The 16,653-nt window shown below is 62.5% G+C and carries 25 protein-coding genes; 21 read left to right on the plus strand and 4 right to left on the minus strand.

Annotated features, from left to right (window positions below; translation table 11 throughout):
* Window positions 1–94: 94 nt before the first annotated feature.
* The 3 genes from ACFVVC_RS01685 (at window position 95) to ACFVVC_RS01695 (ending at window position 1,777) form a co-directional block, all read left to right on the plus strand.
* Window positions 95–688, plus strand: coding sequence for a hypothetical protein (locus tag ACFVVC_RS01685; RefSeq protein WP_387448257.1), 594 nt, complete (start codon window positions 95–97; stop codon window positions 686–688).
* Between the two features lie 407 nt (window positions 689–1,095).
* Window positions 1,096–1,350, plus strand: coding sequence for a hypothetical protein (locus ACFVVC_RS01690; protein ID WP_387448259.1), 255 nt, complete (start codon window positions 1,096–1,098; stop codon window positions 1,348–1,350).
* Window positions 1,351–1,591: 241 nt separating this feature from the next.
* Window positions 1,592–1,777 (plus strand): hypothetical protein, encoded by a 186-nt coding sequence (locus tag ACFVVC_RS01695; RefSeq protein ID WP_387448261.1) that lies wholly within the window; start codon window positions 1,592–1,594, stop codon window positions 1,775–1,777.
* 18 nt (window positions 1,778–1,795) lie between these two features.
* On the opposite strand, the gene ACFVVC_RS01700 is transcribed toward ACFVVC_RS01695, so the two are convergent.
* Window positions 1,796–2,473: a hypothetical protein gene (locus ACFVVC_RS01700; RefSeq protein ID WP_387448263.1), complete on the minus strand. Its 678-nt coding sequence runs from the start codon at window positions 2,471–2,473 to the stop codon at window positions 1,796–1,798.
* On the opposite strand from ACFVVC_RS01700, the gene ACFVVC_RS01705 reads away from it, so the two are divergent.
* The 3 genes from ACFVVC_RS01705 (at window position 2,457) to ACFVVC_RS01715 (ending at window position 4,038) form a co-directional block, all read left to right on the plus strand.
* The gene (locus ACFVVC_RS01705) at window positions 2,457–2,798 is read left to right on the plus strand and encodes a hypothetical protein (RefSeq protein ID WP_387448265.1); all 342 of its coding nucleotides are present in this window, start codon (window positions 2,457–2,459) and stop codon (window positions 2,796–2,798) included. The two genes, ACFVVC_RS01700 and ACFVVC_RS01705, sit on opposite strands and share 17 nt — an antisense overlap.
* A 158-nt stretch (window positions 2,799–2,956) precedes the next feature.
* Window positions 2,957–3,640: a hypothetical protein gene (locus ACFVVC_RS01710; protein WP_387448268.1), complete on the plus strand. Its 684-nt coding sequence runs from the start codon at window positions 2,957–2,959 to the stop codon at window positions 3,638–3,640.
* A 116-nt stretch (window positions 3,641–3,756) separates the two neighbouring features.
* Window positions 3,757–4,038, plus strand: a complete 282-nt coding sequence (locus tag ACFVVC_RS01715) for a hypothetical protein (RefSeq protein WP_387448271.1) — start codon at window positions 3,757–3,759, stop codon at window positions 4,036–4,038.
* A 1,036-nt stretch (window positions 4,039–5,074) separates the two neighbouring features.
* Here the strand turns inward: ACFVVC_RS01715 and ACFVVC_RS01720 are convergent.
* A complete protein-coding gene (locus tag ACFVVC_RS01720) occupies window positions 5,075–6,589 on the minus strand; it encodes a hypothetical protein (protein WP_387448274.1) in 1,515 nt (504 codons plus the stop codon).
* A 503-nt stretch (window positions 6,590–7,092) separates the two neighbouring features.
* Window positions 7,093–7,314: a hypothetical protein gene (locus ACFVVC_RS01725; RefSeq protein ID WP_387448277.1), complete on the minus strand. Its 222-nt coding sequence runs from the start codon at window positions 7,312–7,314 to the stop codon at window positions 7,093–7,095.
* A 446-nt stretch (window positions 7,315–7,760) separates the two neighbouring features.
* Between ACFVVC_RS01725 and ACFVVC_RS01730 the strand changes: the two genes are divergently transcribed.
* The 12 genes from ACFVVC_RS01730 to ACFVVC_RS01785 all read left to right on the plus strand — a co-directional run bounded on the left by ACFVVC_RS01730 (window position 7,761) and on the right by ACFVVC_RS01785 (window position 14,244).
* Window positions 7,761–7,994, plus strand: a complete 234-nt coding sequence (locus ACFVVC_RS01730; protein WP_387448280.1) for a hypothetical protein — start codon at window positions 7,761–7,763, stop codon at window positions 7,992–7,994.
* A 73-nt stretch (window positions 7,995–8,067) separates the two neighbouring features.
* Window positions 8,068–8,358 (plus strand): hypothetical protein, encoded by a 291-nt coding sequence (locus ACFVVC_RS01735; RefSeq protein WP_387448283.1) that lies wholly within the window; start codon window positions 8,068–8,070, stop codon window positions 8,356–8,358.
* 200 nt (window positions 8,359–8,558) lie between these two features.
* Entirely contained in the window at window positions 8,559–8,882 is a 324-nt protein-coding gene (locus ACFVVC_RS01740; protein WP_387448285.1) for a hypothetical protein, read from the plus strand.
* Window positions 8,882–9,100 (plus strand): hypothetical protein, encoded by a 219-nt coding sequence (locus ACFVVC_RS01745; protein ID WP_387448289.1) that lies wholly within the window; start codon window positions 8,882–8,884, stop codon window positions 9,098–9,100. The genes ACFVVC_RS01740 and ACFVVC_RS01745 overlap by 1 nt, the downstream gene beginning before the upstream one ends.
* A gap of 19 nt (window positions 9,101–9,119) precedes the next feature.
* A complete protein-coding gene (locus ACFVVC_RS01750) occupies window positions 9,120–9,383 on the plus strand; it encodes a hypothetical protein (protein ID WP_387448292.1) in 264 nt (87 codons plus the stop codon).
* Window positions 9,384–9,613: 230 nt separating this feature from the next.
* Complete coding sequence (locus ACFVVC_RS01755) at window positions 9,614–10,111, plus strand: single-stranded DNA-binding protein (RefSeq protein ID WP_387448295.1); 498 nt, start codon at window positions 9,614–9,616, stop codon at window positions 10,109–10,111.
* Between the two features lie 392 nt (window positions 10,112–10,503).
* Complete coding sequence (locus tag ACFVVC_RS01760; protein WP_387448298.1) at window positions 10,504–11,391, plus strand: DMT family transporter; 888 nt, start codon at window positions 10,504–10,506, stop codon at window positions 11,389–11,391.
* Window positions 11,388–12,161 carry a hypothetical protein gene (locus ACFVVC_RS01765; RefSeq protein ID WP_387448301.1) on the plus strand — a complete coding sequence of 258 codons (774 nt, stop codon included), beginning with the start codon at window positions 11,388–11,390 and terminating at the stop codon, window positions 12,159–12,161. The genes ACFVVC_RS01760 and ACFVVC_RS01765 overlap by 4 nt, the downstream gene beginning before the upstream one ends.
* Window positions 12,158–12,979: a cysteine desulfurase family protein gene (locus ACFVVC_RS01770; protein WP_387448304.1), complete on the plus strand. Its 822-nt coding sequence runs from the start codon at window positions 12,158–12,160 to the stop codon at window positions 12,977–12,979. Before ACFVVC_RS01765 ends, ACFVVC_RS01770 begins: the two co-directional genes overlap by 4 nt.
* Entirely contained in the window at window positions 12,927–13,226 is a 300-nt protein-coding gene (locus ACFVVC_RS01775) for a hypothetical protein (protein ID WP_387448307.1), read from the plus strand. Before ACFVVC_RS01770 ends, ACFVVC_RS01775 begins: the two co-directional genes overlap by 53 nt.
* Before the next feature lie 342 nt (window positions 13,227–13,568).
* On the plus strand, window positions 13,569–13,868 hold the full coding sequence (locus ACFVVC_RS01780; protein WP_387448309.1) for a DUF4193 domain-containing protein: 300 nt from the start codon (window positions 13,569–13,571) through the stop codon (window positions 13,866–13,868).
* Window positions 13,869–13,965: 97 nt separating this feature from the next.
* The gene (locus ACFVVC_RS01785; RefSeq protein ID WP_387448312.1) at window positions 13,966–14,244 is read left to right on the plus strand and encodes a hypothetical protein; all 279 of its coding nucleotides are present in this window, start codon (window positions 13,966–13,968) and stop codon (window positions 14,242–14,244) included.
* A gap of 158 nt (window positions 14,245–14,402) precedes the next feature.
* Here the strand turns inward: ACFVVC_RS01785 and ACFVVC_RS01790 are convergent, their stop codons facing one another.
* Window positions 14,403–14,729, minus strand: a complete 327-nt coding sequence (locus ACFVVC_RS01790) for an Lsr2 family protein (protein WP_387448314.1) — start codon at window positions 14,727–14,729, stop codon at window positions 14,403–14,405.
* 292 nt (window positions 14,730–15,021) lie between these two features.
* Between ACFVVC_RS01790 and ACFVVC_RS01795 the strand changes: the two genes are divergently transcribed.
* The 3 genes from ACFVVC_RS01795 to ACFVVC_RS01805 all read left to right on the plus strand — a co-directional run bounded on the left by ACFVVC_RS01795 (window position 15,022) and on the right by ACFVVC_RS01805 (window position 16,578).
* Window positions 15,022–15,357 (plus strand): hypothetical protein, encoded by a 336-nt coding sequence (locus tag ACFVVC_RS01795; RefSeq protein WP_387448317.1) that lies wholly within the window; start codon window positions 15,022–15,024, stop codon window positions 15,355–15,357.
* Window positions 15,358–15,422: 65 nt separating this feature from the next.
* Window positions 15,423–15,689, plus strand: a complete 267-nt coding sequence (locus ACFVVC_RS01800; RefSeq protein ID WP_387448320.1) for a helix-turn-helix domain-containing protein — start codon at window positions 15,423–15,425, stop codon at window positions 15,687–15,689.
* Between the two features lie 364 nt (window positions 15,690–16,053).
* Window positions 16,054–16,578, plus strand: a complete 525-nt coding sequence (locus ACFVVC_RS01805; protein WP_387448323.1) for a hypothetical protein — start codon at window positions 16,054–16,056, stop codon at window positions 16,576–16,578.
* The last annotated feature ends 75 nt before the right edge of the window (window positions 16,579–16,653 follow it).

Genomic DNA, 16,653 nt, shown 5'->3' on the forward strand with positions numbered 1-16,653 from the left:
AGATACTTGGGAAGCCTTGATTGAAAACTGGACCATGTAACAGGCGTGCACATGTAGTCTGGCCCCAACATCACTACGTCCTGGGGGATCCAAAATGACTGAGAACTACCCGCCGGTGCCGCCGGCACCGCAGCAGCAGCCCGCCGGCTTCCAACCGCCGTCGCCCCAGCCCTATCAAGGCAACCAGGCGCCCCAGTACGGCCAGCCCCCGGCACCGGCGCCCTATGGCCAGCAGCCCTATCCGCAGCAGCAGCCTTACGGGCAGCAACCCCAGTACGCGCCCTACCCGCCCCAGCAGTACGCTCCGCAATGGGCACCTCCTTCAGCGAAGCCTAAGTCTTCCGGCTTCCGGGTAGCCGCCGGCATCGTCGGCATCGTCCTGGGTTTCTTTACATTGATCGAAGCCGGGCCCGGTTTTGGCCACAACGCCTTCATCGCCCTGCTCCTGCTGATCGCAGCCCTCGGCAATATCACGAGCGGAATCCTCCTGCTGGTGACGCAGCGCGGAAGAACCCGCGGCGCACCGATCACCGCCATCAGCTTCGCCGGCTTCGCCCTGCTGGCGAGCCTCATGGCGATCGCTGTCCCGTACTACGGCGGCGCTCCGTTCATCATCGACGTCTTGCTCGCTACCCCGGTCATCGTGGTCATGAGCCTTGGGCTGTCGCGCGAGACACGGGGAGCCTGACCCAAACACGGAAAAGGCCCCGATCCGCCGTGAACGATTCGGGGCCTTTCAGCTGCCCTAGAAGGCTTCGGTGAGCTTCTCTGCCTCGAGCCGCTTGATGTGCCGCTCCTCGCGCTAAATGTCTTCCATAAGGTCCTCCGGGTGGCCCGTGAATCCACCGTGCCGGTAGAGATGCTGCATGTTCGACAGGCGTCGGTGGGCTGCTTCCAAGACCGGCTCGAAGGGTCCGCCCCGCTTATCACAGTCCGGTTGGTCGGGAACGGCAGGTCCGCCTTCAGCACCCTGGCCGGCTTGCTCCCGTACGGCAGGCTAAGCCGCCACTCGAGGTCGTCCACGAACTCTTCAGTGAAGGGCGGCGGCGTGGGCCGGCTCCAGAACGAGTTGGGCTGCTGTGGGTGGAGCTGCTTGTGTTTGACGTCCAGGTACTTCTGGAGCGCCGCCTGGTAGGCGGCCGGATCGGTCTGCTCCTTCCGTATCAGGCCCTTCCAGAACACCTGGGTCTCGTCGAAGACCTTGCTCTGGTGGTCGTGCGTGGCTTTCTGCACGGCCTGGCGGACGGCGGCGAACTCTGCGGACGGGAGGACGATCTCCCCGTGCTGTCGGTCCCAGTGACCCATGATGTTCCTTTCGAGAGCGTGTCACTGGATTGTGTGCGGCCATGACCCTGCGCGCGGGATCCGCGCACTGGGAGAACCATAAATTGACCCTTCTCGTAACCCACCAAGGCAACGTACAGGAAACCTGTAGGGTTTTCCCTGCAAACTCACATCTCTTGGGGGATCAACGAAACTCACCACCCTGCCTACTGCCCTGTCTCTCCTGCTCTCCGCTGCCCTGCTCGTCGGCTGCAGCTACATCTACACCTACGGGTGGGCCTACAGCCGCCCCGGCGGACCGGTCGCGGTGCGCCGCTGCTTCACGGACACCACCCGTTACGGGTTCCCCGCCTCCGACCACTACGGGCTGACCGCCGACCTGTGGACCCCACCGGTCCCCGGCGCCAACATTCTGGCGTCCGCCGACCACGAGACGGCACCGACCGGGCAGCTCGCCATCGTCACGCCCGACCAGACTCCGATCCTGGTCTGACTGCTCTGGCGGCGGTGGCTAGTGGCAGGTCATTGCCGTCGTCGCGTAGATGACGTACGAGGAGCTCTGGCACTCGGGCGGCGCAACCGGGGTCGACGGCGTCATTTCCTGACGAAGCGAGTTCCCCGCTTCGATAGCCCATTGTGCAGGCGGAGCCGCAGTCGTGGCTGCCAAGGCTGGAAAGTCAGCCTCGTTGTACAGCGTCCCAGACACGCCGTCACCACGATAGCTGTAGGGCACCCACTGGGTCGTCGACGCTCCCCCGATCGGGAGAACCGTCTGGTTGTAAGGGGGAACGTTTGAGTAAGGGGCCAGCGCGAAGGCGACAGCGCACCAGGATCCCACAGGATGGTAGAAGGGGTTAGTAACGTTGAACCCCGGCGTGTAGGAGGAGCCCGTCTGATCCGCCATTTTCACCGTGCAGATCGGCGACGTTGCCGGATAGAACCCGTACAGGATCGGACAGCCAGTCTCGGCCAATTTGATCTGGCACAGGCTTGTGAACTCATCCGGCATCACAAGAGTGTGGCCGGCCGTAGTGTTCGTCAATGTCATGGTGCCCGCCGCCGTGGATGACCAGCTGACGTTGGCCTGGCCCGGCTTGGCGCTGGCCGTGTCTTCGCCGAGCGGGGAGGAGGAGACCGTGAGGTCAAAGGCCAGGGTGAAGGTGTATTTGTCTTTGTCCTTGACCGTCACGGTATCCGCGATGTGGCTCCCCGGCGTCGCTGCAGCGCTGCTGGTCGCAGGGTCGGAGGTAGCCGGGGCAGTGGTCGTCACCATATCCGGGGGCGTCGACACCGCCGTCGGAGGACTGGGAGTGGTCGGCTGCTCCGTGGTCGGTGCGGGCACCGCGACCGAGGTCGGGGGAGAGCCTGCACCTGCTGAGCTGCAGGCCGTAGATGCACTGAGCGCGGCCACTACCAGCGCCAACCAGATCCTTCTTCTCGGGCTTCGGTGCAGGGCCAAAGTGCCTGCTGCCGGTGAATCGTTATGGGGACCCATTCCACTCTCCTATCCGTAGAGAGCACGGCCCCAGCTCTGCACCCGAGGCGACGGTAGCGCGAACCTACCATCCCGGCAAGGCCTTCAGGGCGGTCGGGGAGAAATTCCCCGGCCGCCACACACATGAAGCCCATGTCCATGCCCAGAAAGGGGTGCCGGTCCGGCAAACTGGCACCCGTGAACGAAAAGACCCTGCCGCACTACACCGCAAGGCCCTACCGAGTGTTCCTGGACGTGTTAGTGGTGATCGGTCCCTCCTGGAACCCCGTGGTGGGCACCAGCCGCGTCGTCGACGTCGGGCTCTCCGACCAGCAGATCGCCGCCCTCAGCGGGGGAGCGGACCGGAACGGGCTATTGCGCGCGAGCCGGCTCATCCCGCTCCGGCACCCGCTGGAGTTGGCGGGATCTGTGCTGGTGGCCCTCGTGATGGTGTTGCTGGGCCCGGTCGTGCCGTGGCTGGGAATGCTCGGCGTCGCCCTGCTGATGCTGGTGGTCCTGACCCAGCTGCTGCTCTGCTGGTACATCGGAACGCATGCCCCGGGTTTTCGGCGCGTCTGGGAGGAATCTCTGGCGGACGGCACCCTGGCCATCGTCCCCGCCGACGACGTCTCAGGGATGGACCTGCGCCGCATCGACCGCGCGCTGACCACCCTGCAATCCAGGACCGGCACCCGGCATGACGCCGAGGCCCTGGCCGCGGTGCGCTCCGTCCTGGACCGCGACCGGGCCGCCGCGGAGCAGGAACCCGAACCGGAAACCGACATGGTGGACTCCATGTTCAACTCGATCGTCACCGCTCTGACGGTCAAGACCCCCACGCAGCTGATCGCCGAACTGGAGGACCGCGCCGCCCGCCGGTGACACCTTTTCAAAACGCCGCACACATACGATTCAACGACCCCCCGGAGTGACCACCCACCCTCCCGGGGGCCGCACCCAATTCTTCGTCAGGAGCAATCCCATGACCGCACCGGCCCTTGAGACAGCAGCCCTCCCGGGCCTGGACTTCATCGCCATCGACTTCGAGACCGCGAACCCGAAACGCGGCCTCCGTCTGCCAGATCGGCATCGCCAAGATCCGCGACGGCCAGGTCATCAAACAGGCCACCTCGTACGTGCTGCCTCCGCCCGGGCACGAACACTTCGCCGACCGGAACGTCGCCATCCACGGCATCACCCGCCGCACCCTGAACAACGCGGAACCCGACAAGATCGCCGACTGGCCCAGCATCCTGCAGCGGATCTCATTGCGGAGGTGACCAGGAACAGCGCGTTACCGCCGGGAGCGACTGCCGATAACTGGGTATACAGCAGCCCTGCCAGCAAGTCATCCGGAGACGTGTCGACATCAACCAGCGGCTGGGTTCGGTTTGAGTGCCAGAAGTTCATGACATCTGTTTTGGTGAACCACAGGTCAAACTCGCCGGTCGGCGGCACGAAGTACGTGTTGGGATTAGGGAGAAGTGACTCCGGGCCGCTCAGAGCCATCGTTGCCCAGGTTTCAGGTTGGATGGTGTCCCATAAACCGCTGTGAACCCAGCTAGGTGCGACGGCTGTTGTGATCGAGGCAGCCGCACCACGGTTGACCTTGAGTTTGATTTCAAGTTCATCCGGGCGCTTAGGATCGCTCGTAGCACACCACAGCACAGGACCATTGAGGTCATCGAAGAACTGGGGAGCCGCCTTGTCGTCCCAACTGGGCGGGTCCGACGCGCATTCGGGCGGGGGTGTCCTCACGCCAATGAGACGGCCCAGGCCGTTACGGACGACATCCAGGACGCTGTAAGTCGAGAAGTGTGCCAACTTCGCGCTGACTCACTTTCCATCCGGGGACGTTTCGCTGGCCAGGGGAATCCATGTCTGGCTGCTGGTGTCCCAGTTGGCTACAAGTGCAATCCTGTCGGCGGGCAGTGGTTCGCCCAGTGTAAAGGTTAGTTCTGCCCCCGATGAGGGGAACGGGCCGGATTTCATCTTGAGGTCAACCACTTCTCCCAAGGTTGCTTGGGGCGGTATCGTGGCCTGACATCTCCGGGGTCTGAGGCTCGTTCGTCACGCTCGCTTCCAGCCCCGATGCGCCGGGGAAGCTGACCGTAGCGTGCGGCTCAGCTGACGGACTGGGCGTGCTTGCGGCAGGGGCCACCGAGGCCGTTCCGGAGCTTTCGGCCGGATGTTCAGGGGGTGGACCAGTGCAGGCAGCCAGCAAGCCAACGCTGCACGCGGTGACCAGGCATATAAGTTGCATCCAGATGCGGTTGAAGCGTTGGTACCGCAGCCTGGAATGGCCCGCACTGCCTCTCATTGGCAAGTCTGAATGGCTTGGTCAGGTGCGGTCGCGCTGTCCATGATCTTCACGTAGGACTCATCGGGGAACCGTGAAGCTGCCACACACGCTTGGGCCAACGTGTCGTATGGGCCGCCGTAGACGGTGTAAATCATGGTCCCTGCCTTGGACATCCTATTTAGAGACGAGCAGCTGCTAAGGGTCAGCAGGTACTTGGACCCCGGGTGGCTCTGTAGGTTTGTTTGGATGTCCTGCGCGTAAACCGATGGGTCCGTCGAGGAGTGGTAAACAACGATGTATTGGCCCGTGCAGCCCACAGGGCGCAAGGGCGACGTCAGGCCCAGGTCCCCGGGCAGAGGAGCAGCAGCCTGTGTGGGCGGCAGGACGGGCTGTGGTTCGGCCTGGGCCGGTACTGCGGCGGCACCAGCTGCAGCTTGTGCAACCTGGGGCGGGCTGTAACTGGGTGCCGGCGGCGTATACGGCGGTGAAGGCGCAGCCGGCTGCGCGCCGGAGCCCGCCGCCTGAACTGAACCCTGAACTGAGGGCCTCCAAGAGTTCTGGCCGAGGAAGATGCCCAATATGAGGACTAATATGAAGAGTCCGGCGGAGGCCACGCCAAGCCTCCTGCGGCCCAGTCTGGCGGAGCTGAAGGCGGTTTTCGGCTCCTCAGGCAGGATCGGCTTCGGCTCCCCTGCCTTGCTGAGGTAGCTGTCGTCAAGCTGATGCGGAGTGCTGCCCGCTTTTCCGGCTGCGCCAATTCGTTGTGCGTTGGCAGCGGGCGGGACTGTATCGCCCTCTTCAGTTGTAAATGGCGGGGGCGTAACTCCATTGTCAGGGGACAAAGTTTCGCCTAAGAAAAGGCTCATGACCGGTGGCTCGGTGGCGCGAGCCTGAACAATCGCGGACGGCATGTCTTGGGCATTGGGTGTTGGTCGCGTTTGGTGGGCGTTAAGTTGAGCCGCAAACTCATCTCTAAACCGGTGCATCGCCGGCAGCCCAACGACGCGCTTCCGACCGATCGGAATGACCCAATAGAGAGTGGGTTGCCGTGTCAGGTAATGACCCACCTTGACGTCTACTTGGAGAGTTCGCTCGGCGACTTCTCTCCACGAGACGGTGAAAGAAAGCTGTGTCACCAGGGCGCCCAGCCCCTTGATGGTTCCTTGGAGGCAATCAGATTGGGCGTCTTCTACGCGGACTGTGCTCGAAAGTTCGCTGGCTTTGCCAGCTGCACTGACCGCCGCCTGGATAATCGTGTTCGGTTCGACGGAAGTAGTCCCATGAAACTCAACGCTGCGAAGCTGTTCAGGAACTGACTTTCCCCGGCCCTCAAGAGTGTCGGCCAGAAAACCTTTAGCTCCACGAGGGCTACCGAATACAGCCAAAACAAAACCAGTTAGGGTGAGCAACATTATCCCCGGGTCTTGGCTCCTGTTATGAGACGTCCGCATTTGGACCAGCGCAATGATCAAAATCAGTACGCCTACGATCAGCAGGACAGTCTTGGGGGTCTTCAAACTGGATTTCATAGCTGCCCTAACTCTGGAAGGTGACCTGACTGTCTCGGCCTTTGAGACGTTCGCTCGGTAACAGTTCGCAGCGGGCGACTTCTAGCCCTGTCACTGACTTCCGATTCCAGAACCGATAACGAGAGCGCCCCGACTCGATTCGCGCTTTCTTGTGCGGCCTTAGGAGACTGAAGCCAATAGCAATCAGCGGTTCCGGCTGGCCGTGCTTGGCCCATCTTCCTGAGACCAATCCCAGGTGCGACCAATTCTGCGCTAACGCCTGTGAGATGACTAGGGCATTAGGGGCCCTTGCGCCGAAATAGGGGGCAGCAGTCTGTGCAGCGGCGTTTCGTTCCAGCTGTCCACATAGGCCATCTGCCAGGAGCAGTAGGGCGTGCCCTGCGCGGCGCGGATCCGGTGGACCGCCGGTTCCTGCAGCAGGCCTTCGACAAGTCCCGCGGGGCGGGGCTCATGAGGGACGAGTTCTCGCGGCACCATGCCGCATCGCGGGTGAAGAACCCCGCCTAATACGAACGCTGCGAGGCCCTGACCCCGTGATCGCCGACCAGGCGCTGGTGGACCACGGCCCCGGCCACTCCGGCGTTCAGATCCTCCCTCACCCACTCGATCCTGGCGTCAAACTCCGGCCAGGTAATCTGTCGCAGCCTGCCGTCCACGACCATCGCGAACCAGCCCGAGACCAGGCCCCGCCACTCCTCGGCAGCGAGTCCGAGACCGGGGGACAAGGCCCTCGGCCTCGGCCGGGGCCAAGTACTTCTGCACGGTCTTTCGATCCATGCCCAACGACACCGCAAGCTCGCTCTTCGAGCGGCCAGCGTCCCAGTGCATGAACAGTGCGATCAGGTCCATCTGTGCCACACTCCTACGCGCCAAACCACGAACACCGCCTCCGGCCCGACCATCGGACCGAGGCAAGACTCTCGGACAAGGCACCAGCAGTGCGTGATGTCATCCCCATGGGAATTACGTGGCGAACCGCCGCTCAAGGTGGGGAATTACGTGGCGGACGACATCCCACGATCCCGGTGACCATGCCGGATCCCGGCGGACGGTGTGGGACCATGCATGCTCATCGACGCCCAAGACATTCACTCCTTTCAGCCTGCTGGCCGTTGCGAACCGCCGGGCGGCCTCGGTCTTGATGGCGTCCCACGCAGTGTGCCAACCGACCGTGCCCCAGGGACAGGAATGGTGCACCGGCTGCACCGCCGATGACTACCCGGTCCCCGACCTCGAGGACAGTATCCCTGGCATGCCGCAGGACATCGTCCTGCGCACGACGGAGCCGCTGCCGCTGCCCGCGGACTGGAAGGCCGCCTCGGGCCAGGCACCGCTCTACGACATCGCCTACCTCGCTTGCGGCACACCGTTGCCCGCTGGGCCTCCTGACCCGGGGCAGGGATGATGCAGCGACGCAGCGCAGCTGCGCCGGGGGACTCATCGACTGAACCATCGACCAGCGAAGGAGCGTCCCGATCATGCCTATGACACCACTTCAGAGCTGGGCCTTCCTCGTTCTGCTCGCCGGCGTTGTATTCGGGCTCATCTGGCTCTACGCCGAGGCCGAGGCTGCGCTCGGGCGCAGGCGTGCAGATGTAACGCCAGCAGAGGAACCGGATGCCCAGGAGGCAGAAAGCGCAGCCGTTCCTGTTCCTGTTCCCCTTCCTACCGCGGCTACCCTCCCAGTCCTCCGTCTTATCGAGGGCCAGGGCCAGGGCTCCCGTCGCGGTCCCACCGAGGTCTACGACTGGGCGCACCGGGGGATCTGAAGAGACCCCTTCCAGCCCCTGGCCTCCTGCCGGGCTGGGTCAAGACTTCATGCGGCCCACCGCCGCACCACGAACAGCCCCGGGACGTCGCGAGAAGCGCCGGACACACCGTTCCTGCCGCACCCGGCAATGAAGCCACGGCGGCCCGGGGGTCAACAACCGCAGACCTGCACCTGCAGGCACCGAAAGCGAGAAGAACCATGGACCACCACACCATCGAACCGCCTGTCAGCAAGCAGAACGTCGCCGTCGACTTCGGTGTCATCGAGCTCACGGGCACCGTGCACCACGACGACGCCCAGCGCACCCTCGTGCTCCTGACGGACGAGGGCCCCGAGCGCATCTCGGTGAACCTCGAGGCCTACGGCCTCGTGGCAGTGCCGGGACGGGTGTTCATCAAAGACTGGTCGGAACACGCGGGCCTCGCCGAGCGCCTGCAGGAGGCCGGGCTCGTGCACATCCTGCGCTCCGTGACCGTGGGGCCGTTCGCCTCCACCGCCCACGAGGCGGAGGTGACGCTCTGATGGTGGCGGACACCGAGGCCTTGAGCGTCCTGAAGCGGATCGAACGGCTCCAGCAGCGGACCCTCGCCCTGAGCGAGGAGCGGCTGGAGGTCGAGCGCCGCCAGTTCGAGGCCCAGGACACGCAGAACGTCCTGGCCTGGCTGCAGTTGCAGCAGGCCCAGGGACACGCATGTGACCAGGTGCTCATGGACCAGGTCCGCCGGCGGCTGCGGATCTGAAACAGGCAGGAGAAACACCATGCACAACGTCATCGAGAGCACCGGAATCCTCCTGAGCACCCTCGCCTTCCTGATCTGCTTAGCGTGCCTGGGCTGGTCGCTGCTCCGGCGACGGTTCCCGAACCGTGAGGGGCGGGTCGCGTACCTGCAGGAGGACTACCGACGGGCCTGCGAGAGCGGCGATATCGCCGCGGTCGACCAGATCGAGGCTGAACTCTGGGATCTGCGGGCAGCACCTGGCTGGCCGGGGACGGGGAGTACCGGGCTCGATCAGCGCGGCTGATGCGTGACCCGTGCTGCAAGGGCATCTGGGATCAACGCAGTTGATCCGGAAGGAGCACTGAGAAGCGCCCGATCAGCACAGCTGATCCGAGTCTTCATTCGAAAGATCATCGTCTGATCAGCACAGCTGATCCGGATGGGGGTCTGAGAGACAACCGAACACTTCAACTCACCATCGCGCGCGGACCAGGGACACTGCCCGCGCGCTTCGTGCACAACGAGGAGAAACACATGTCGAACCCCCGCAACTCCGCCACCGTCATCGGCCGCCTGACCAAGGACCCGGCCGTCTTCAACAATCAGGACGGCTCCAGGAAGGTCGCGTTCACCCTGATGGCCGACCACAACTACACCGACAGCCAGGGCAACCGCGGCGCTGACGCTGTACCGGTCGAGGCTTTCGTGCGCGCGACCACCAACGGCATCGGTCCGTTCGCAAGCATCCACAAGGGCGACCTCGTGGCCGTGAACCTCAAGCTGCGCCAGGACCGCTACACCAAGAACGGCGTCGAGGTCTTCGAGCTCAAGGCAGTCGTCGAGGACATCACGTTCCTCGAGCCGCGCTCGGTGACTCAGGCCCGCGTGAACGAACGCGTGGCTGCCGCCGAGGCGCAGAACCAGGCCCTGCAGACCCAGCCGGGTCCGGCAGCGGCTCCCGTGGCAGCCGCTGCCGCACCGCAGCCGGCCGTCGCCAGCGCCGTCCACAGCGAGGAACTGCCCTTCTCCTGAGCCAGCCCGCAGCCTGAACGGCCCACGGTCCATAACCGACTAGACAATTGAATACGGATGGTCCTGCCATCACCGATCCCCGTTCCGAGGAGCCATGCGCTGCCCGGGACGGGGATCTTCTTTTCCTTCACCGGTAGTCCGATCGTTCTTCTGTTCCCCGCAAACCCGGTCCGCCGTGTGCGCCGGACAGTCATGTTTCATGCTTTTGTCACAGACTATTTTGGAGTTGTCATGACCATGTGTAAGGGTTTTTATGCGGTGCGCATCGGTGCACCATACTCACATTTACGGATAATTGGGGATCCTCTTGTGACATACATTTTCACGCCCGGCGCAGGCTGGGCTTCTACAGTCTCCGCGCATCCAGTCCCGGTTTTTGACCGGGACGGCAAATGATGGCGCAAGGGGAAGTCACGGGATTCTCCCGGCAGAAGGCAGGCCTGCTGGCCTCCGTTGCGAGTCTGACACTGCTGCAGATCGGCAACGCTGTCGCAGTGGGGCTGATCGGCTCCGTCGGCCCTGCAGGTGCCACTGTGCTTCGGATCGGCATTGCCGCACTCCTGACCCTTCCCCTGATCTTCCTGATGAAGTCATCGGCCCGGGTGCCTGCCCGGTTGATCCTGAAGTACGGCCTGGTGCTCGGACTGATGCAGGTCACCTTCTACCAGGCGATTTCCACCATCGACCTGTCGCTGGCGGTGTCCATCGAGTTCACAGTGCCTCTGGTCCTGGGCTGCCTGCGGTCCCGCAACACGACAGCGCGGCTGGCGGCGGTACTGGCAGTGGCCGGTCTGTTCATGATTCCGGCCTACAACTCGACAACCGCCATCGAAGGCATGCTCTTTGCGGCTGCCACCGGCCTTCTCCTGGCTGCCTACATCCGTGTCGGCACTTCAATGCCGGCTGACAACCACCCCGCGCTCACGCTCTGCAAGGGACTATGGGTTGCCCTTCCCATCTCGGTCGCCGCCTTCGCCGTGGCTCCGCAGCATGCGCTTCCGCTGACCGGCGAGCTGTGGCTGCACGCGCTCATTGTCTCCGTATTGACGCTCCTGGCCCCGTTCGGGCTGGAGCTCTTTGCCATGAAGCGGCTCCGGGGCTTTGTGTTCGCGCTGATCGCGGCACTGGATCCTGCACTCGCATCCACGATGGGCGCGCTGGCCCTGCACCAAGGCCTGGATCTTCGGCAGGTGGGCGGCATCGTGCTCCTCACCGTCTGCGCCGGCGTCGCCGTCTACGCCGAATCATCAACCTCACCAGAGAAAGTCACCGTGTCATGAAGACAGCTCCCGCCATGGATATTCAAGCACTTCTGGACGACCTGGACCTTTCCTTTGAGATCACTGCGGATACGCAGGCCCTGATCTCCTGTGGATACTTCGATGCGCCGACCGGAATCGACTACTTTTCTACCAGCTCCATGCGAGCCGGCCTCGACCTCGGCAGGACGCTGGACAGTACCTATGGGCCAGGCACAGCAGCACAGTACACAGTCCTGGTCAACGACCTCGGTATGGACTGCTCCGCTGATGCCTGCACCCTGACGAAGGTCCGGGCCGAGGACATCGACATCTCGCCGCTTCAGGAGATGGCTGCGTCGTATGGCGGTGCCGCCGGTGTCGTCCGTGAGAAGACGCTGCGCAACCGCGCCGGACGCAAGATCAAGAACTGGCTCAAAGACCCGGAGTCCGACCCGACCCTTCGCCTGGACGGAAACGACATCCTCTTCGATTCCGACTCCTACCCCCGGGTCCTTGCCGGCGCTCTCAACGCTTCCGGGACCTGCATTCCCCGCTGCCCGCTGATCGTCAGCGAGTTTGAAGAAGTCTCCTTCCGCGGCCTGGGGCGGCAGGGAAGTGCCACCTCACGCATCATGTTCGACTTCATCCGGATTGCCGACCGGGACAAGGTCATCAAGGGCACCGAGATGTACATGAAGAGGCGTGCGCGGGCCAGGGAAGCAATGGTCCTGATCTTTCTTGACGCCGACACGCAGGACTTCGTCCCTGTCGTGTTCAACTCCGACGACTACCAGCGGGAGATCGGATGATTTACCTCGACTACCAGGCCACCACCCCCGTCGATGACCGCGTGGCCGACGCGGTGGACCACGCCTCCAGGGAACTCTGGGGAAACCCGTCGAGCCCGCACATGCTGGGGCTGAAAAGCCAGCAGGCGATCGAGAAGGCGCGCCACAGCATCGCAAAGGCACTGAACTGCCGCCCGGGTGAACTGTTCTTCACCTCCGGGGCGACGGAGTCCAACAACTGGGCTATTTCCACTGCGGCCGGTCCGGCCGGCAACCACATCATCACCTCGGCCATCGAGCACAAGTCCGTCCTGGACGCCTGCACGGCTTTCCAGGCGCGGGGCGGCGAGGTCACCGTCCTGCCCGTGGACGCCCAGGGGTTCGTCTCACCTGACGACGTCGTTGCTGCCATCAGGCCCAACACCACCCTTGTGTCCATCATGCTGGCCAACAATGAGATCGGATCAGTCCAGCCGGTACAGGACATTGCCGCTGTCACCCGCCAGACCGGGGTCCTGTTCCACTGCGACGCCACCCAGGGAATCGGGTATCTCGCGCCCGACTTCAGCGCGCTGGGTGCGAACCTCATCAGCTTCTCCGGGCACAAGATCTACGGACCCAAGGGCATCGGCGCGCTCTACATCGACAAAGACACCCAGGGCAGGCATGGGGGCTTTTCGAACTTGCTGTTCGGCGGCGGCCAGGAGAGTGGCCGCCGCCCCGGCACTCAAAACCTCACCGGAATCGTCGGGTTCGCCGAGGCGGTGAAAATTTCAAGCGCCAATTATGCCCAGGAACGCCAGCGCCGACCGATCCCTAAAGCTTGGCGAGCTGATTGAAACAGAAATATCCCTTGCGTCAAGGGATACGGTACTTTCCGTCGAATACTATGATCAGGGAGATCAATGCACTGAAACCTTTATAGTGCCGCGTGAAAACTTCTATTCAGCTATGGGCCTATACAACAGGTCGACGTTTGTTGAGTTCGTCGGCAAACTCGATCAGGCAATTGCTGCATGGAAAAAAGAATACTACGGTTGCGATTCCGAAACGGACCTCGTTAGGAACGGAGACGACGAACTGTGAAGCTCAGCGCGTAATCGGAATCGCTCGCATCAGCAGCCCCGACCCAGCCCCTGAGCGGAGCGGATTGCGACTGCTGCTTTGCGCCTGCAGCGCACCTGACCTGCCCAGTGAGCAGCAGTATCGACGCGTCAGGACCCTCAGCCCGTGTCTACAAAATTATCTATTCAGACTTTCGACTAAGGGGGATATCTGATGAACAACGCGTCAACGCCCTGCAGTACCTGCACGCGGAAGCCTTGGGCCGCGGCGCATCACTGAAGGCCTGGAGACTTTTGGGAATTTCGATGTTCTCGGGTACGTTTCAGTCGCCGACAATCCGCAACAGAAAAGAGATGCACTTTCGTGGCAACCGATTACGATGAACTGCGCACCGACGTCAAGGAATCCCAGGAGAACTCCCTGGAGGCCCTCAAGACGGCCAAAGCCCCTGACGCCAAGTCTGTGGTGCAGGAGCTGGACGAGGCAGATGCCTTTGACGGCCTGACCCCCGGCGGTGAGTTCATCGCCGAAGAGCTCGTGGTCCAGGTGATTCCCCAGGCGGACGACGAGTTCACTTGCTACTCCTGCTTCCTGGTCCGGCACCGTTCGCAGAAGGCGAGCGAGAAGGACGGCCATGCCTACTGCGTCGACTGCGAGGGCTGAGAGGTTTTGGCCAGCTTGAGGAATTCACACGGCCCACGGCAGCAGACCTGGAGGCTCATTTCCAGGACCTCAACCAGCCCGGGGCGATGCAGCGGCAGTGCGGGTCTTTATTGGCGAGGGCACCTTCTGTCTGGGCTTCCAGCTCAAGGACGGACTGTTCAACGAGCCCGTGCTGCGTTTGTTTGAGCAGGTCCTTGAGCTAAAGATCCCGCACAATGTGTTCGCGGCCTGGATGGTCAGCCTGGTATTACCTCCGCCCAGCAGCCGGCCTGTGGACATACTCGACAACATGCCCTTGCTCCAAAAACACCCTGACTGGCTTCGCCGACCAGTACCGTCCGATGGAAAAGGGCCGCTGACCGGCTTACGGAAATAACATTGAAATTCCACCAGCGCGAATGAATCAGGCAACAGGAGTGCAACGCAATTCCTGCCCTAGCTTCCTGTTTGGCCTGCTCCGGCCGGGCTGTTTACGGTGGGAAAAGTCAGTACCAGCCGATGGCCCCCCATATTCGGCTGGTATTGACCTGCCAATTAGTGTGCTGCCTGGTACTTCTCGAGAATGTCCTGCTGGATACGACCACGGGTGTTCACCTTGAACCCGTTATCCAGAGCCCACAAACGAACTGCTTTGGTATCCACCCCGGAGCCGCCGGCTTTACGGCCGGCCGGTCGACCGCGGCCGCCGGATACCTTCCGGCCGGCATTGGCAAAGCGTTCCAGGGCTGAACGCAGCTCGCCGGCATGAGCCTCATTCAGGTCAATTTCGTATTCCGACCCGTCGAGGCCGAACGTGATGGTTTCGTTGGCTTCCGAGCCGTCAAGGTCATCGGAAAGAATGATTACTGTTTTCTGGGCCATGAATAAATATTATCAGGGAACCGAACAAGTGACGCCTTATGCAGGACACTCAAGAATGCCCAGTTACTCACGAAGTGCAGCGCTTTGAAAGAGCCCCAACATTGAGCCGGGACTGGTGAATCCGAGCTGATTGCCGGCGCAGCCGCACCGTATCCATTTTCAGGCGCAATCGCCGCGGATAAACTGGCACCATGACGTTGGGGGACGCGGTGGCACACCTGCCAGATTTGCAGATTCAGGACTTCCGGATTGGCCGCGGTGGCTTCGCCTCCATCGTCAGAAGGGCACCCGAATGAGTCAGAACGAAAGTGTGCTCGAGGCCGGGGAGTCCAAGCGTAACTTCCTGGCGCATCCTGCCTTTTTCCTGGTCCCGTCTTTTCTGTTGCTGGGTGTGCTGCTGGTTACCGCGATTGCCAATGCCGGGGCGAAAGATGACTTCACTGGTATCGCTACTGTCGAGCATGTCAACGGCGGCAAGAGGTGCTTGTTGGATCTTCGGACCGAAGATGGTGTCTTCCTGGACAATTTCCGGATGTCGAGTGCTACCTGCAAAAAGGTCTCCGAAGGCGATGTGATTGAAGTGATCAAAGGCAAGGACCTGCCTGAGATCGCGGAAAGAAGTTCCTAGTCCGAAACCAACTGGGTTCATGCACGTAACGACTCCCGGGATCAGCGCGCACATAGGATGGCCCGGTGACTGATGAACTGAACCAGCCCCGATTCCTGACCCCCACCCAGGTGGCCGAAGAGCTGAACGTCAAGCCGAACCAAGTTCATGCCCTGATCAAGGCTGGGGATCTGCGGGCTTTTCAAGTTGGTGGCCGCGGCATGTGGCGCATCGGCCGCCAGGACGTCGAGGACTTCATCGCCGAGGCCTACCGCCGTACTGCCCAGCGGATCGCCGCCGGCGAGCTTGAGGATGCGGACGCAGACGCTGTCGGTGAGGCCCAGGAGGCGTGACTGAATCCACTCCCAGCCCGCCCAGACCTCCCTCCGTGGGTGTCATTGTCGGCGGGTTACTGGCCAGAGCAGGATCTGGCGTGAGGCACTTAGGCAGCTCTCTCAAGACGTTTCACGTCTGCGGGATCAACTCGATTCAGAGTTGAATATCAATGTCGAGTTCCACGTGTTTCCGGTAGCCGAGAGCATGTCGGCCGTTACCCTGTCCTCGGCTGTGCGGACAACAAAGAACGCCGCGACTCCCAGCACCAGGATTACGGCGAAAAACCAACGGAGATTGTGCTTCACTGGATCCCCCAATCCCGTCGTGTTCCGCCAGCCTAGCGGTTGCAAACCGTAGTGGCTGCTGAGCTACGCTGAGGCCGTGGAACGCGTGCTGCTGGACCAAGTAATCCAGACCGACTACGGGCAATTAGACCTGGCCTGGGATGAGGACGGGTTCTTTGACGGCGACTTCGACCGCATGTACCAGGGGCAGGTCAACGGTTTGGTGGGCGCTGCCTTTCCAAACGGGGTGCACGTCAACATCGCCAGGCGATCGGGCGGCTCATCTGTTCGCGTGATCCTGCTGGACGTAGCACCGGGAATCCTTGACGGAGAGTGGGAGGACGTCGTCGAGGTATCCATCACGCTTCCGGAAGGGCGTGAGATGGTATGGAGTAGTTGGGCGGGCGAGAGCACCGGGTCGTTAGGCGTTCCGTCTGGTTCCTACCGGCTGCGTGTAAGTGCCAAGGGCCGGGACGAAGGGCAGGCTGGGGAGTTCGCTGAAGGCACCGTCGATGACTATCTTCTACAACTGTGGCCCGCAGACTGGGAGCCGGATGCCTTACTCCGCGTCGGAAGCCAGGACGCCAGGTACTGGCATCAGGAAATTGGCAGCCGCCAGTAGGGGGTTGGCCCTCTGACCTTCGCTGGCGTAGCAACACTGCGGACACGGCTGGCGGCTCCGTCATACTATCGGTGG

The sequence above is a fragment of the Pseudarthrobacter sp. NPDC058196 genome (assembly GCF_042882685.1).
Taxonomy (GTDB): Bacteria; Actinomycetota; Actinomycetes; order Actinomycetales; family Micrococcaceae; genus Arthrobacter.

Excerpts from the sequence above, each read along its gene's own strand:
- ACFVVC_RS01740 (WP_387448285.1), top strand. The coding sequence starts at position 8,559 with ATGGACCACCACACCATCGAACCGCCTGTCAGCAAGCAGAACGTCGCC.
- ACFVVC_RS01775 (WP_387448307.1), top strand. The coding sequence starts at position 12,927 with ATGCCCAGGAACGCCAGCGCCGACCGATCCCTAAAGCTTGGCGAGCTG.
- ACFVVC_RS01760 (WP_387448298.1), top strand. The coding sequence starts at position 10,504 with ATGATGGCGCAAGGGGAAGTCACGGGATTCTCCCGGCAGAAGGCAGGC.
- ACFVVC_RS01750 (WP_387448292.1), top strand. The coding sequence starts at position 9,120 with ATGCACAACGTCATCGAGAGCACCGGAATCCTCCTGAGCACCCTCGCC.
- ACFVVC_RS01685 (WP_387448257.1), top strand. The coding sequence starts at position 95 with ATGACTGAGAACTACCCGCCGGTGCCGCCGGCACCGCAGCAGCAGCCC.
- ACFVVC_RS01755 (WP_387448295.1), top strand. The coding sequence starts at position 9,614 with ATGTCGAACCCCCGCAACTCCGCCACCGTCATCGGCCGCCTGACCAAG.
- ACFVVC_RS01745 (WP_387448289.1), top strand. The coding sequence starts at position 8,882 with ATGGTGGCGGACACCGAGGCCTTGAGCGTCCTGAAGCGGATCGAACGG.
- ACFVVC_RS01790 (WP_387448314.1), bottom strand. The coding sequence starts at position 14,729 with ATGGCCCAGAAAACAGTAATCATTCTTTCCGATGACCTTGACGGCTCG.
- ACFVVC_RS01735 (WP_387448283.1), top strand. The coding sequence starts at position 8,068 with ATGCCTATGACACCACTTCAGAGCTGGGCCTTCCTCGTTCTGCTCGCC.
- ACFVVC_RS01795 (WP_387448317.1), top strand. The coding sequence starts at position 15,022 with ATGAGTCAGAACGAAAGTGTGCTCGAGGCCGGGGAGTCCAAGCGTAAC.
- ACFVVC_RS01720 (WP_387448274.1), bottom strand. The coding sequence starts at position 6,589 with ATGAAATCCAGTTTGAAGACCCCCAAGACTGTCCTGCTGATCGTAGGC.
- ACFVVC_RS01765 (WP_387448301.1), top strand. The coding sequence starts at position 11,388 with ATGAAGACAGCTCCCGCCATGGATATTCAAGCACTTCTGGACGACCTG.
- ACFVVC_RS01770 (WP_387448304.1), top strand. The coding sequence starts at position 12,158 with ATGATTTACCTCGACTACCAGGCCACCACCCCCGTCGATGACCGCGTG.